Genomic DNA, 14,655 nt, shown 5'->3' on the forward strand with positions numbered 1-14,655 from the left:
CGTTGTTACGATACTGGAATTTCTATGGCTGTCCTCGAGAAAGGTAATATTACCATCCATACCGAGAATATTTTTCCCATCATTAAGAAATCCCTCTACACCGACCATGAGATTTTTCTGCGGGAATTAATTTCCAATGCGGTCGATGCCATCGCTAAACGGAAGATGGCCGCCTACGCCGCGGAGGCCCAGGGCGACCTCCCCGAACCCGAAATTAGTATTGTGGTCGATAAAGTCAATAAGACCCTCTCAATTACCGACAACGGTATTGGCATGACTGTCGATGAGGTTAAAAAGTACATCAATCAAGTCGCTTTCTCCAGTGCCGAAGAATTTATTGAAAAGTATCAGAAGACAGCTAACGACCTGATCGGTCATTTTGGTCTGGGCTTTTATTCCGCTTTTATGGTTTCCACCAAAGTGGAGATCGATACCCTTTCTTTCCAGCCCGGTGCCCAGGCCGTTCACTGGAGTTGTGATGGTTCACCCCAGTTTGAACTGACGGATTCTGACCGGACGCAGGTGGGAACCACCGTCACTCTGACCATCATGGAAGAGGAGCAGGAATACCTGGAAGCCTCCCGCATCCGTCAATTGGTCAAGACCTACTCCGACTTTATGGCCGTCCCCATCCGCTTTGAGGGGGAAACTCTGAACAAGCAACGGGCCCTATGGAAGGAATCTCCCCAAAATTTAACCAAGGAAGACTACCTCGAACTCTATCGCTACCTCTACCCCTTCCAGGAAGACCCCCTACTCTGGGTACACCTCAATACCGACTATCCTTTCTTGCTCAATGGGATTCTCTATTTCCCAAAACTACGGCCTGATGTGGATGTGTCCCGCGGCCAGATCAAACTCTTCTGCAATCAGGTTTTTGTCAGTGACCACTGCGAAGAAGTCATTCCCGAATTTCTGATGCCCCTCCGTGGCGTAATCGACAGTCCCGACATTCCCCTCAATGTCTCCCGCAGTGCCCTGACCAACCACCGTACCGTGCGTCGCATTGCCGACTACATTGCGAAAAAAGTGGGTGATCGTTTGAAAGCGCTTTACAGCGAAAATGCGGCGGAATACCTCAAATGCTGGGAAGACATCGGTACTTTTGTCAAATTTGGCTCCCTCAAAGATGACAAATTCAAACAGCAGGTTGAAGAGATCTTGCTCTACCGCACCACCTATAAGGCCGAGGGAAAAACTGAAGACGCTCCCACCGTAGAAGTCCAGACCGAAGACGATGCCTGGGCTGATGTCAGCGCTGACAAAAACGACGGCGATCCCTACGAAAAAGCCGGCTACACGACTCTGAAAAGTTACCTAGCCCGCAACAAAGAACGCCACGAAAATCGGGTCTTCTACTGCACAGACCAGAGTACCCAGGCTACCTACGTGGAACTCTACAAAAATCAGGGTATTGAAATCCTGTTTATGGAGTCCTTCATTGATACCAATTACTTCATTCCCTTCCTGGAACGAGAATACAGTGAGGTCAAATTCTCTCGGGTGGATTCGGAGCTCGATAAAACCCTGCTGGAAGAGGACAAGGCCAACGAGATCATCGACCCAGCCACCAACAAATCCCGCAGTGAGCAGATCAAAGAATTATTCGAGAAGGCCCTGAATAATCCCAAGATCAATATCCGCACGGAGTCCCTCAAGGCCGATGATCCCCACAGTACCCCTCCTGCCATGGTACTTCTGCCAGAAGCGATGCGTCGTCTACGGGAAATGACTGCCATGATGCAACAACAGGCCATGGCCTTTCCCGATGAGCACATGCTGGTGATCAATGTGAACCATCCCCTGATCCACAATATTCTCTCCCTCAGTCAGGGCAGTATCGTTCAAGCGAGCGGTGAGTCACCCTCGGGTGAATTAGCCAAGGCCCTCTGTCTTCACGTCTATGACCTGGCCTTGATGGCCCAGAAAGGCTTTGATGCCGACGGCATGAAGGGCTTTATTGAACGCTCCAATGCCGTGTTGACTCGCTTAACCCAATAATTGTTCTTTGCTAGTCATTAACAAGAAAGTTCAAAGGCCCTCAGCTTAGTTGATTGAGGGCCTTTTAGTGGCGTGTCCCAGCCGATGTCACGCTTTACAAGGCCTACCAGGGCCCGTAGAATACAGGATGAGGGGGGTTAACTCAGCGGTAGAGTGACATCTTCACACGGTGTAAGTCGTGGGTTCAAGTCCCACACTCCCCATGAAAATAAAAGAGGGCCAATTAATTTACACTGTTGGGTAAATAATTGACCTTGTGCTATGTATGCACCCGCTTTTTTGAATCCTGACCTTATTATCAGAAGAAAACCCTTTGTCCACAAGCGCAGGCGTCACTGCTCCCCGGTGATTCTCGTCACGCTATAAGGGTTAACCCGGCGTCTGAACCTGGCCTAGTGATAAATCTCGAGGTGGACAACGTAGTGTCCTAAGCAAAGCTTATCTGACCACAGCTCGTATTCAACGCGCAAAAATTCTGGCAGGGGGTTACCCGTCAAGGTCAAGGCCCGAGTAAAGTTACGGAGCCGAAAGGAATCACTTAAATGCTGATTGCCCTCGTTGAGCCAATAGCGACTAATGCCGTAGACACCTCTTTCCCAAAAATGACGATAGGAAAACTGATGGTTGCCCTGGCGGGTCAATACGACCCGATGGGAGGATAATTCTAACCAAAGTAGAGGCCGGGTTGTGGTGTGTAGCGATTCCCCCTCTGGACTGATGACAATTTCCTGAGCCGGATGCAAGAGCAAGTGGAAGCGTCCTGGGTCTTGTTCGTAGAGAGTGGCAGAGGTCTCCAGAGTGGATAGGATGGGCAAGTCAGTGGAGATGAACGAAAGACAGACGGGACGGCTATGGTGAGTGAGCATAGAAACGGCAGGCAGAGGAGTTAACTCTACGATAAAGCGCGGGGGGAATCCTCGACAAATTTTTTCAAGGAAACGGGAGACTCAAAAAAATGCTGTTAAACTCTTGTCAATGCTTGGGACTTTTGCTATATTGAGTAACTGTCGTCAGCAATCCTCGGTAGCTCAGCGGTAGAGCGGTCGGCTGTTAACCGATTGGTCGTAGGTTCGAATCCCACCCGGGGAGTTTAAATTTATAATGAGTAAAGCTTCAGTGTGAACTGTGGTCTTAATCCCAGCAACCACTGGAAAAGTATCCTCGACTGGCTCAAGACCTATGCGTGACCTTGTCCAAAAAGCGCTTTACCTTGGCGTGGGAATTGCCTCCTATGCCGCTGAAAAAGCTGGCAGTAACTTGCAGGAATTAAAAGTGCAGGCGCAGAAACTGGCCGATGACCTCGTGGCGAGAGGAGAGATGACGACGGAAGAAGCCCGGCGCTATGTGGATGATTTAATGCGGGAAGCCCAGGGCATTCCTTCCCCAGACCCAACGAATAGCCAACCCCGCGAACCCCGTCGCATTGAAATTATTTCGGAAGACGACGAGGAAAGCTCTACCTCAACCACGGCGACGGAAACTCCTAAAACAGAAGCAGATATAGAGGCCCTCCGCAAACAAGTAGAGGCCCTCCAGGCTGAACTCCGTCGCTTGGGTCGTTCCTAGGGAAAAGTGGCAAGAAACGGGTTATTGACCGCTATACCAACGTAGTAAAACTTTGGCTAGACGTTGGGGATCATGCCGCACCTGACCTGTTTGTTCATTCTCTGCCATGACATTAGCTAGGATCATGCGACAACCGAGGGCCGACACCGCTTCTCGGTCTAGATAAACGGGATGACACTGCTTGCTGGCGTAGTGTTCTAAAACCTGGGGAGACGGGGGCGTGCGTTGTACTAAAACCGCATCAAACAGACGGTAATCAGAAATGGCATCAATGGCCTGGAGGTGGTCAGCAACGGTGTAATTATCGGTTTCCCCTGGCTGGGTCATAATGTTACAGACGTAGATGCGGGGGGCATTGACGGCGGCAATGGCCTTTTGAATGTCGGGTACCAGAAGATTTGGAATAATACTGGTGTAGAGACTGCCCGGCCCAATGATGATGTAGTCGGCTTCATTAATGGCTTTTAACACGGCTGGCAGGGCCGGTGGGTCGGCCGGTAAACAGCCAATGGCTTGGATTTTACCCCGTGCTTCGGTAATTTGGGATTCCCCTTCGATATAGCGACCATCGCTTAACTCGGCCCAGAGCGTCACGTCCGTGAGGGTAGCCGGTAGTACTTTGCCCCGGATGGCCAAAACTTTTGAACTCGCGGCAATGGCCTGTTCGAGGTCGCCGGTAATATCGGTCATGGCCGTCAAGAATAAATTGCCAAAACTATGGCCCGTTAGGCCATCCCCAGCCTGGAAGCGGTACTGAAAAAGTTCGGTTAAAAGTTTTTCTTCATCGGCCAGAGCCGCAATACAGTTGCGAATGTCCCCCGGTGGCAAAATTCCCATTTCCCGACGGAGCCGGCCCGAAGAACCGCCATCATCAGCCACGGTAACAATAGCTGTAATGTTAGTACTGTACTGCTTGAGTCCCCGCAGAAGGGTGGAGAGGCCTGTCCCTCCGCCCACCACTACAATTTTAGGCCCCCGGTTGAGGCGACGATGGTTCAGCAGAACATCCACCAGCTCCTGACTGCCTTCGGGCTGGAGGACTTCGGTAAGAGAGCCGACGGTGCGACTCTGGCCCCAGAGCAGACAAAAAAGGCCCAGGGCCAACAGCAGGGGGCCAGAAATATAGCTCGGTACTAATTGCGTCATCCATTCCAAGGACTGGGAAACAAATTCGCCAATGCGATAGATCGGCGTTAATTTAACCCAGATGGCCAGACCAAAAAAAATCAACGCCAGGCCTATGGCGCTAATTAAAAGCCATCGCTTAACAAATAAGCCGGGGGAAAGCCATTTGAACCAACGATTGACCCGCTGGGGCGTGTGCTGGGAAACGGTCGCTCCCCATTTGCGCTTCTCTGATCTCAACCGACGTATCGCAGATTTAAAAGGACTCGGAGACATAGGTCTAGAAAACGGCGATAACCTTGGGCGTAGAATCAGCAGGAAAGGTCTTGAAAAGAGCGCTTAATTTGATTCTTTGAAAGTCTATCATAGGCCCTGGCCATTAGAAAAAGCCCTTTTGAGTTCTGATGTTTTATTTGGCTGCCATCCAGTTGGGGCCACTGTGAACCTCTACCCGCAGGGGAACACTGAGGGAAACCGCCTGTTCCATTGTGCTTTGGATCAGGGTTTGGAGGGTTGCCTGCTCCGCTTCGGGCATCTCCAAGATCAGTTCATCGTGGACTTGTAGTAATAAGCGGGCCTGGTAGGGCCGGAGTAGGGGAGCCAGATTAACCATGGCAATTTTGATAATGTCGGCACTGGAGCCTTGAATCGGGGCATTAGCGGCAGAGCGCAGGAGTTGGGCGTCGGTGTAGTTGAGTTTCAGGGTCTCTAAATCGATGCTGTCCGGCTCAGCGCCTCGGTATTGTTTCAAGCTTTCGGTGGCAAAGTCAAAGTAGCGACGACGGCCCTGGATGGTTTGCACAAAGCCCATAGTGATCGCCGTTTTTTTCATCAGTTCCAGATAGCGAAAGACCTGGGCATAGGTTTGGCGATAGCGGTCAATGAATTGTCGGCCCTCTTCGGCACTGACGCCGGCTTCGCGAGCAAAGCGTTGGGCCCCCATGCCGTAAATCACGCCAAAGTTAATGGTTTTGCCTAAATTTCGCTCTGCGGGGGTAATCTCCTCCTTTTCAAACAACAGTTGGGCGGTGACGCGGTGAACATCTTGGCCAGTTTGATAGGCCTGTAGAAGTACCGGCTCTTGGCTGAGATGGGCCAAAATTCTCAGTTCAATTTGGGAATAGTCCGCCGAGACTAGAATCCACCCCGGTTCCGGGATAAAGGCCTGACGGATCTGCCGCGAGAAGGCTGAGCGGATGGGAATATTTTGCAGGTTGGGGTTAGAAGAAGACAGACGGCCCGTATTAGTGACGGCTTGGTTAAAGTCGGTGTGGATACGTTGGGTGCGGGGATTGACCAAGCTGGGTAGGGCATCGACGTAGGTAGATTTCAGTTTGGCCAGGGTACGGTGCTCAAGAATGCTGTCGATAATCGGGTGGTCTCCCTGGAGTTTTTCGAGGGTGGCGTGGTCGGTGGAATAGCCGGTTTTGGTTTTGCGGGATTTCTTGCGATTCAGGCCCAGTTTTTCAAACAAAATATCGGCCAGTTGTTTGGGAGACCCCAGGTTAAAGACTTCCCCGGCGGCATCATAGGCCTGTTGTTCAATGCCTTGCAATTCCTCGGCCAATTGCTGGGACAGTTGCTGTAGATAGGCCACATCAATGCGAATACCCCGGTCTTCCATGGCAGCCAGGATCGATTCTAGAGGGAGTTCGACTTGAGTAAACAGGGCCTGCAAAAGCGGATAGGCGGCCAGTTCCTGGCTCAATTTTTCCTGGAGACGATAGGTGCTGTGGGCATCCAGGCCACAATAGAGGGCCGCGGTTGCAATATCTAGATCCGCTATGGTTTGGCCCTTACCCAGGCCCAGGTCTTTGTAGCTGAGGGCAATAGCATCGGGGAGGTACCGTCGGCAGAGATCTGTTAAATTATGGCTTTGTTCAGGATGGAGGACGTAGCTAGCCAGCATGGTATCGAAGACGACACCCTGGAGTTGGATGCCGTGGTGCTGGAGGATCAGACGGTCAAATTTAGCATTCTGTAAGACCTTGGGATAGTCAGGACTTTCTAAAATCGGTCGCAGGGCCGTCAATACTTCCGAGAGCGATAATTGTTCTCCTTCGTGGTGGCCCAGGGGAAGATAAGCCACTGCTTCCGGGCCAGGCCCCCAGGCACAACCCAGGCCCACTAACTGAGCGTTAAAGGGGTCTAGACCATCAGTTTCCGTATCCCAGGCCACGGGATGCGCTGGATCAGTGGCACCTTGCAAGCATTCCACCAAGGTGTCTAGTTGCTGGGGCGTTTGAATAATAAGGGGCCTGAGTTGAATACTGGCTAGGGCTGAAACGGGGGTTGGAGCCGGGGCTGGAACCACAATGGCCGGGGCTTGAAAAAAGGATAATTGTTGCGAGGCCCCTTCTCCAGCGGGGAGCGGTTGAACGAGGTCTTCTAATCTCTCAACGGTAGAACCGCCCAATTGGCCCTGAATTTGCGGTAATTTTTCTGCCAAACTCCGTAGTTCGAGTTCTTGAAAAAGTTGACCCACAGGGCCAGGTTCAAAGCCCTGGAGCGTGAGGCTCGTTAAATCTAACGCCAGGGGAACGGTCTGGATAATTTGGGCCAGGTGGCGGGAATGTTCGGCATCGGCTCGACCGGATTCCAGCTTGCTTTTCACGGCCCCTTTGAGTTGCCCCAGGTTATCGTAGAGATTCTCTAGGGTTTGGTATTCCCGCAATAGTTTGACGGCGGTTTTTTCGCCAATGCCGCGTATGCCCGGAATATTGTCAGAGCTATCACCACAGAGGGCCTTGTAGTCTACGATTTGGGCCGGTGTCACCCCCATTTTTTCCGTTACCCCCTGCCAATCCATTTCCTGGTAGCCGCTGGAACTTTGAAAGGGATTACGGCTGAGATACAGCACCGCAATCTGGCCGGTTCCATCCACCAGTTGAAATAAATCCCGGTCGCCGCTGAGAATTTTGACCTGGTAGCCTTCCTGGACAGCCTGCTCGGCCAGGGTTCCCAAAATATCATCGGCCTCGTAGCCTGGATAAGTCACGGTGGCTAAGTTCAGGACCTCCAGTAACTGCCGTAGGTGGCCCATATCGACTAAAAATTCCTCTGGGGTTTCCTGACGGTCGGCCTTGTAATTAGCATCAGCTTCGTGGCGGAAGGTGGGTTCGCGGCGGTCAAAGGCAATGGCCAGGGCCTGGGGCCGCAGTTGTTCAACCACTTGCAACAGCGAGTTTAAAAAGCCAAAACAGACGCTGGTGGGGATGCCCGTCGCTGTCCGTAGAGGGCCTTTCTTGGAACTGGCAAAGGCATAGTAGGCTCGGAAGGCCAGGGAATGGCCATCAACTAGAAGCAGTAAAGGACTGGAAACGGACGGGGCAGTCATAGCGGTGGGAAAAATAACGCGATCTCCAGCCTACCCTAATACCCAATCTCTGAAGCCTGACAACATAACCGACCCCAACGAGGAAAAGATTTTGCCACTCCTTTGCGGCCCCTTGGCCTAAATTGGGAAAAGCAAGCGCGTTACCCGTCTCTGTTTATGAAGATCCGGTCGATTTTACTGGCCTTCGCCCTGCTCCTAGGGTTGACGGCCTGCGGGGGGTACCCCCGTTATCTCAACCTGCCTTTTGAGCGGGGGGGCAGGGGTTTCAATAGTCCTGCCGACGACCTAGACCCGCAGATCACGCCTCCCTTCGTGGTTTTTGCGTCCGACCGCAATGGTTCCCAGGCCATCTATCTTTTTAATACCCAAACGCGCCAGCTTCTACCGCTTCCTGGTCTCAACAGTCTTGATCAAGTGGCTTCCCAGCCTGCGATATCAGAGGATGGTCGCTACATTGTTTTTGCTGTAAGTCGCCAAGGGGCCTCGGATATTGTGCTTTACGACCGAGAAACGCAACAGAAACGTAATCTGACGGCAGACCTCGCGGCGGACACTCGCAATCCGACCATTAGTGCTGATGGCGAACGTCTGGCCTTTGAAGTAGCCAAGCAGGGCCAATGGGACATCATGGTGATGGATCGTCAGGGAAATCGTCTGTTGGAATAGCTTCCATCAATAGGTTAATTGACAGTTTCAGGACAGCAATGTGATGATAGAGCATTCTCTTTGAGGCTGATGCCTGCGTCCCTATCCCCATTGCCATGGAACCCGAATTACTGGGTGAACAGCTTCCCCTTTTTAGTACGGCCAATAGGGAAACCCTCGCCTGGATTTTATCCCTAGCCAACCCGCAAGTTCATCCCCCCCAAACCATCTTGGCTCAACCCGATAACTGGGGACGGGAGGTGGCCTTTATTTTGTCCGGTTGGGTTCAGGTCTGTACCCAAGTGGAAGGCATCGAAAAAACCCTCGATATCTTTGGTCAAGGTAGTTATTTTGGCACGATGGCCGTCCTGGATGATTATCCGCCCCTCACGCAGGTGGTGGCCCTGTCAGAAGTCCGACTTTTAGTTTTTTCAGCCCAACGCTTTCTCCAACTTCTCCTCAAAGATTCCCAGATCCAACAGCGGATGTTGAAGTTGACCACCCAACGAGTCCGCCACCTCTACCGACGCCTTAAATCCACCTACCAATCTCCCCAACGGCAGTTGATGAAGACTCTGGTTTATCTAGCGGAAAACTATGGTAGAACCACTGACCGGGGCGTAGAAATTTTTCACTTCAGTAAACAAACCCTCGCCGATCTGGTTCACACAGAACCGTCTATCATTGCGGCGACCCTAGAGAATCTAGAAGCCCATCAATTATTGCGGGTTTTACCGGAGGAATCCTGTTTCTGTTTACCGGCCCTTAAACAGCTCCATCATTTTTCTAAACAATTTTAGCAATGTCCTCCACTGCAAATCTGCCCCAATTGCACTACCAAGTGGCCCTGCCGGAACCGGCCAACCATTACTTTGAAGTGGCCCTCACGGTCACCTCCTGGTCTGCTCCAGTTTTGGATCTGAAAATGCCCGTCTGGACTCCTGGTTCCTACCTCATCCGGGAATACGAGCGCCATGTGCAGGAATTAAAAGCTACAGATCTGAGCACACAAAACCTTTTAACCGTCACCAAACAGCGTAAAAACCATTGGCAAATTAACACCGAAAGCTGTGAACAAGTTCAAGTCACCTATCGGGTCTATGCCTACGACCTGTCGGTGCGAACTAATCACCTCGACACCAGCCACGGTTATTTTAATGGCGCAGCCCTATTCTACTGGATTCCCGGTTACGAGCGGTTGCCCCTGACCCTAGAAATCGTTCCTCCCCAAGCCGATTGGCAGGTTTCGACGGCCCTGGCTCCCCTTCCGGGTAAGCCAAACTGTTTCCAGGTACTGAATTTTGACACATTAGTGGATAGTCCCGTCGAGGTCGGAACCCATCAAATTCATCGGTTTGAAGTATTGGGGAAGTCTCATACCTTTGCCATTTGGGGAGATGGGAATCTTAACGTGGCGCAACTGTTGGCCGATACACAAAAAATCATTGAAGTTGAGGCCCAACTCTTTGGTGGTCTGCCCTACGATCATTATCTTTTTATCTTGCATCTTTCTAGCCAAGGCTACGGTGGCCTGGAGCATCAGAATTCCTGCACATTAAATTATTCCCGTTTTGGCTTTCGTGACCCGGAGAAGTATCAACGCTTCCTGCAATTAGTGGCCCACGAATTTTTCCATCTCTGGAACGTTAAGCGTCTCCGGCCCAAGGCCCTGGAAAGCTTTGACTACGGGCAGGAAAACTATACCGAATCTCTCTGGTTTTCTGAAGGAACCACCAGTTACTATGATCTGCTCATTCCCCTCCGGGCCGGTATCTACGATGGCAAGACATTTCTCAAGAATTTAAGCCAGGAAATCACCCGTTACCTGCTCACGCCCGGCCGCTTGGTTCAACCCCTAGCGGAATCTAGCTTTGATGCCTGGATTAAGCTCTATCGCCGTGATGCCAACAGTGATAACAGCCAGATTTCCTACTACCTCAAGGGGGAATTGGTGACGCTTCTGCTGGATTTACTAATCCGGGAGCGCCACCAAAATCAACGCTCCTTTGACCAAGTGCTCCAGGGCCTGTGGGAAAAATTTGGGAAAGACGAAATTGGCTTTACCCCTGACCAGTTAAAGGCAGAAATTGAGGCCGTTACTGGTTTGGATCTCCAAGACTTCTTCCAGCGTTACCTCCATAGCACCGAAGAACTCCCCTTTGACGCTTACCTAGAACCTTTTGGGTTGACCCTCAAGCCTATTCTAGAAGAGTCTAGCCCCTACCTAGGCCTTAAGGTGCAGAGCGAAAACGGCGTTAACAAAATTAAATTTGTGGCTCGGAATTCCCCTGCTGAAAAAGCTGGTATTAGCCCTGATGATGAACTTCTGGCCCTGAATGGCCTGCGCGTCAGTGCCGATCAACTGGCTGACCGTCTCAAGGATTACCCAGTAGAGGGCCAGATTGAATTAACCATCTTCCACCAAGACCAACTGCAAACGGTGACGGTTCGCTTAGCCCCACCCCAACCCAGTCGCTATGAGTTGATCCCCCTGGAACGGCCCTCGGAACGTCAACGACAGAATCTCCAGGGTTGGTTAGGTTTTGGTATTTAGGAATAGTTTGAGATAAATTTGAAACACAACAATGAATATATTGTATTTATTTGCTGGATTTTTAAGCGTCTATTTTGTTTTACTTTGCTTAGGAAATGATAATAGTGCTCGGCTACTATTTATCAAAAGTTGCATAATAACAGGCGTTTGGATAACTCTCACCAATGAAATACTTAGTATAAACCAAGAATTAACTCAAAATAATTTGAGCCTGTTATGGTTGGGGTTTAGTCTTGTCACAGAAATATTGAATGGTTTATTTGAACCACCAAGGAATAGACACAACGATTCTGTAAAAGCCCAGATTCAACAATTTACCACTAACTCTCTTAGCCAGTGTACATAACTTATTTTTTCACACATAAATGCCTGTAAATACCGTAGCTTATCTAATAAAGATTCCCCAAACTCTTTCGGAATTCTTACCAATCTCAACATTAAATATCCAATCAGGCAACTATAAATCTGAATCTCTATTCCGTTTGTATTTTTAGTGATTAGCCTGTCCAACTTTAAGTGCATTTTTAAGAACTTCCATAATAGTTCTATTTGCCAACGCAATCGATAAAACTCAGCTATCTCTTCATTACTTATTCCTCCCTCTCCCTCTTCTGGTAAATTTGTTGCCAACCTAAACTCTGTTCTTTCTTCTCTATCACTAAATACTACTACTCTTCCTTCTAGCTTTTCCTTCCCACTTCCTATTTCATACTTTCCATTTTCCAGCATATTTAAGCTTATATTGTTCTTTGTTCTTAACACAAAGTAACGCTCTTTCTCTTCTTGCAGTTTTGCTATTCTTGCTAGACTACAAAATCCTCTATCCATTATCCCAACTCCATTCTCTGGCGTTGCTTCTATCGTTTCATTCCCATATTTACTATCATGCCCTTGACCAAAATTAATTACTATTCCTCCTGGGGCTCCTGTGTCTAAATTAATCCCACTAAATAGTTTTACCTGATGATGTCCTTGTCTCCATAATAATTTGCTCGTTAACGATATCACTGTTGAGTCCAGTGGAAACAAAACCAGTTCCCTTTTTTCTGGTTCTCGAGAGACTTCTACTTCTTTTTTTAGCTTTTTTAATATTTCTTTAAAAACCTTTGGGTTTCGCTTTTTACTTGCTTTTGAGAAGGTCGATATATCTACTGACTCTCCTCTCGCGTTTAATCTCTTGAATTGACTTCTCATGCTTGTTTGGCTTTGGTCTAGCACGAAACTTAGCCAAATTGAGACAAACTTAAAGGTGTCCAGTTCTGGATAATCCTTTTTGGGCAAGTGACCCAGATGCTTTTGCACAACTTGAGGAAAGTTTGATATAATCATATTCAGTTATTTTGATTTTGTGCCCCTAATTATACAAGTTTAGGGGCTTTACCTTTTTGATTTTCTTCTAACATTCAACACTTCTGGTCTTGTCAATATCACTTTGATACTTTATTTACACCAAAAGGCGAAATATGAAATAAAAGAATTTTTCCAAAAACTTTATTTAAAAATAAAGGTCATCTTATCAGACAAATGCGATTTTTGGGTCTTGATGCCAGTTGTTATTATTTTGGCAATCACCTTAGTAACGGCTGTGGTAGGAGCACCTAACAATTGGGATTCCATGACTTATCATTTGCCTAAAGTTATGCATTGGATACAGAACCAGAGTATTATTCCTTATCCTACAAACAATCTAAGACAAATCTCTTTCTCTCCTGGGGCATCCTACTTAACCTTACAAGTTACACTTCTTTCTGGTAATGATTATTTGGTAAACTGTGTTCAATGGGTTGCTTTTTTAGGTAGTATAATTTGTACATCCTTGATAGTTAAAGAAACCATTGGAGAAAAATATCAATGGGTTGGTGCTTTTTTAACTACTTGTTTTCCAATGGCTATCATGCAATCTACTACAACTCAGAGTGATTTGGTGACAGCTTTCTGGATACTTTGTTATACTTACTTTATTGTCCAAAATGATACCAAAAAACTTGCCGATAATATTACTTGGGCTTGCTTGTCTTTTGGATTGGCAATTTTAACTAAACCTACTGCCTTAATTTACGGACTCTCCCTATCGATATTTTTTCTCTGCAGAATCTTCACAATCAGAATCTGGTCAATCAGAAACAAACTTTTTTATTTGTTTACATTTATCGGATTTAGCTTGGGTTTATCATTGCCTCATTTTTTAAGAAATAAAATTCTTTTCGGAAATTTTTTGGGTATAGATACAGGAACTCGATCAACCGCTTTTGGGATAAAATATACTATTTCTAGTTTGTTTAAAAATATAATTATTAATCTCCCAATAAATCCACTCAAAACAGTAATAGAATGGGTTCACAAGAATATTCTCTTTGTCGCCGTTGATGATCCTAGGATTAACTTGGGTGGACGTAGTATCTTAAATGAAGAAAATTTACTAAAGTATTTAGTTCCCCATGAAGACTTCGTTGGTAGTCCAATTTACTTGATATTTTTAATGTTAGGCGGTTTGATAATCATAAAAAAAATGCTTTTTCAAAAATCAAGCATAAACTTAAACAACAAAAATAACATAATTTGTATCTTGATCATTGTCATTGTTAATTTTTTTATTTTCTCTACACTGTTAAAGTGGTCAGTCTTTCATAATCGATTGCTATTGATTAATTTCTTAATAGCCATGCCTGTTGTTACTCTATCCATTTGCTTTTTTGTCCATAAAAAAATAAAGATTTTTGTTCTTTTTTCGATTGCAAGCCTTGCAATATTTTATTCGCTAACTTCTATTCGCCATCCTCTAATTGCATTGCCGATAGTATCGTATCAACAACAGCAAGAACAATCTGCTTCTATTTTAAGCCTGAGTCGACTGGACACTTATTTTAGCGGATCAAGAAAAGAATTAAAAGAACCATATCAAAAAATTTCTGATGCCATACTAGATAGCAAATGCAAATACATTGGTCTTAATTTCCAGGAAGATACTTGGGAGTATCCATTGTGGCAATTACTCAAGTCGAAGATGAATGATTTTAAAATCAAACACGTTGATGTTGATAATCAGTCAAGTCATCTAGAACAAGAGTTTCCTGATGGTATTGTTTGTGCAATAGTATCAAACACACCTGATGGACACTTAAACCAACACCTGGCAAGCAATAGTGAATGGTTTGAAATCGAACAATACAAAGTGCCAACAAAAGAAGGTAATGAAATTTTTAGTCTTTACTTAAATGCAAGATACGATAAGCAACACAAATCATAAATACTATAAAACAATAAGTTTTTTAACCTTATTTAAACTGACCTGAAACTCAGAAATCCTAGTCAACAACCTGAGTGACGGACACATTTCTCAGTACTTTTACTAGTGCTCTGCTTGTAACCCATATACAACAAGGGTTTGAGCGTTGGGAAATTGTGGGCTGGTCGATTTAATTAAACC

Annotated in this window: 10 protein-coding genes and 2 tRNA genes; 8 read left to right on the forward strand and 4 right to left on the reverse strand. The window is 47.3% G+C overall.

Going from position 1 to position 14,655, the window contains the following annotated elements:
• Positions 1-24 precede the first annotated feature (24 nt).
• Together htpG and ABXS88_RS07835 are read left to right on the forward strand one after the other, a co-directional pair.
• Positions 25-2,001, forward strand: a complete 1,977-nt coding sequence (gene htpG, locus ABXS88_RS07830) for a molecular chaperone HtpG (RefSeq protein ID WP_353674619.1) — start codon at positions 25-27, stop codon at positions 1,999-2,001.
• Positions 2,002-2,132: 131 nt separating this feature from the next.
• Positions 2,133-2,204, forward strand: a tRNA-Val gene (locus tag ABXS88_RS07835).
• A 189-nt stretch (positions 2,205-2,393) separates the two neighbouring features.
• Here ABXS88_RS07835 and ABXS88_RS07840 read toward each other — a convergent pair.
• Positions 2,394-2,867, reverse strand: coding sequence for a hypothetical protein (locus ABXS88_RS07840; RefSeq protein ID WP_353674620.1), 474 nt, complete (start codon positions 2,865-2,867; stop codon positions 2,394-2,396).
• A 151-nt stretch (positions 2,868-3,018) separates the two neighbouring features.
• Here ABXS88_RS07840 and ABXS88_RS07845 point away from each other — a divergent pair.
• Positions 3,019-3,090: transfer RNA gene (locus ABXS88_RS07845), tRNA-Asn, on the forward strand.
• 90 nt (positions 3,091-3,180) lie between these two features.
• Complete coding sequence (locus tag ABXS88_RS07850; protein WP_353674621.1) at positions 3,181-3,567, forward strand: hypothetical protein; 387 nt, start codon at positions 3,181-3,183, stop codon at positions 3,565-3,567.
• A 21-nt stretch (positions 3,568-3,588) separates the two neighbouring features.
• Here the strand turns inward: ABXS88_RS07850 and ABXS88_RS07855 are convergent, their stop codons facing one another.
• Together ABXS88_RS07855 and polA are read right to left on the reverse strand one after the other, a co-directional pair.
• Positions 3,589-4,968: a gluconeogenesis factor YvcK family protein gene (locus tag ABXS88_RS07855; protein WP_353674622.1), complete on the reverse strand. Its 1,380-nt coding sequence runs from the start codon at positions 4,966-4,968 to the stop codon at positions 3,589-3,591.
• A 133-nt stretch (positions 4,969-5,101) separates the two neighbouring features.
• Positions 5,102-8,029 (reverse strand): DNA polymerase I, encoded by a 2,928-nt coding sequence (gene polA, locus ABXS88_RS07860; RefSeq protein ID WP_353674623.1) that lies wholly within the window; start codon positions 8,027-8,029, stop codon positions 5,102-5,104.
• A 156-nt stretch (positions 8,030-8,185) separates the two neighbouring features.
• Here polA and ABXS88_RS07865 point away from each other — a divergent pair, with 156 nt between their 5' ends.
• The 3 genes from ABXS88_RS07865 to ABXS88_RS07875 all read left to right on the forward strand — a co-directional run bounded on the left by ABXS88_RS07865 (position 8,186) and on the right by ABXS88_RS07875 (position 11,228).
• A complete protein-coding gene (locus ABXS88_RS07865) occupies positions 8,186-8,695 on the forward strand; it encodes a Tol biopolymer transporter periplasmic protein (RefSeq protein WP_353674624.1) in 510 nt (169 codons plus the stop codon).
• Positions 8,696-8,790: 95 nt separating this feature from the next.
• Complete coding sequence (locus tag ABXS88_RS07870) at positions 8,791-9,474, forward strand: Crp/Fnr family transcriptional regulator (protein ID WP_353674625.1); 684 nt, start codon at positions 8,791-8,793, stop codon at positions 9,472-9,474.
• Between the two features lie 2 nt (positions 9,475-9,476).
• Positions 9,477-11,228, forward strand: a complete 1,752-nt coding sequence (locus ABXS88_RS07875) for a M61 family metallopeptidase (protein ID WP_353674626.1) — start codon at positions 9,477-9,479, stop codon at positions 11,226-11,228.
• Between the two features lie 306 nt (positions 11,229-11,534).
• Here ABXS88_RS07875 and ABXS88_RS07880 read toward each other — a convergent pair whose 3' ends face one another.
• Complete coding sequence (locus ABXS88_RS07880) at positions 11,535-12,554, reverse strand: IS4 family transposase (RefSeq protein WP_353674761.1); 1,020 nt, start codon at positions 12,552-12,554, stop codon at positions 11,535-11,537.
• A 106-nt stretch (positions 12,555-12,660) separates the two neighbouring features.
• Between ABXS88_RS07880 and ABXS88_RS07885 the strand changes: the two genes are divergently transcribed.
• Positions 12,661-14,475, forward strand: coding sequence for a glycosyltransferase family 39 protein (locus tag ABXS88_RS07885; RefSeq protein ID WP_353674627.1), 1,815 nt, complete (start codon positions 12,661-12,663; stop codon positions 14,473-14,475).
• Positions 14,476-14,655 lie beyond the last annotated feature (180 nt).

Origin of the sequence: Synechocystis sp. LKSZ1 (assembly GCF_040436315.1) — a bacterium.
Classification (GTDB): domain Bacteria; phylum Cyanobacteriota; class Cyanobacteriia; order Cyanobacteriales; family Microcystaceae; genus Synechocystis.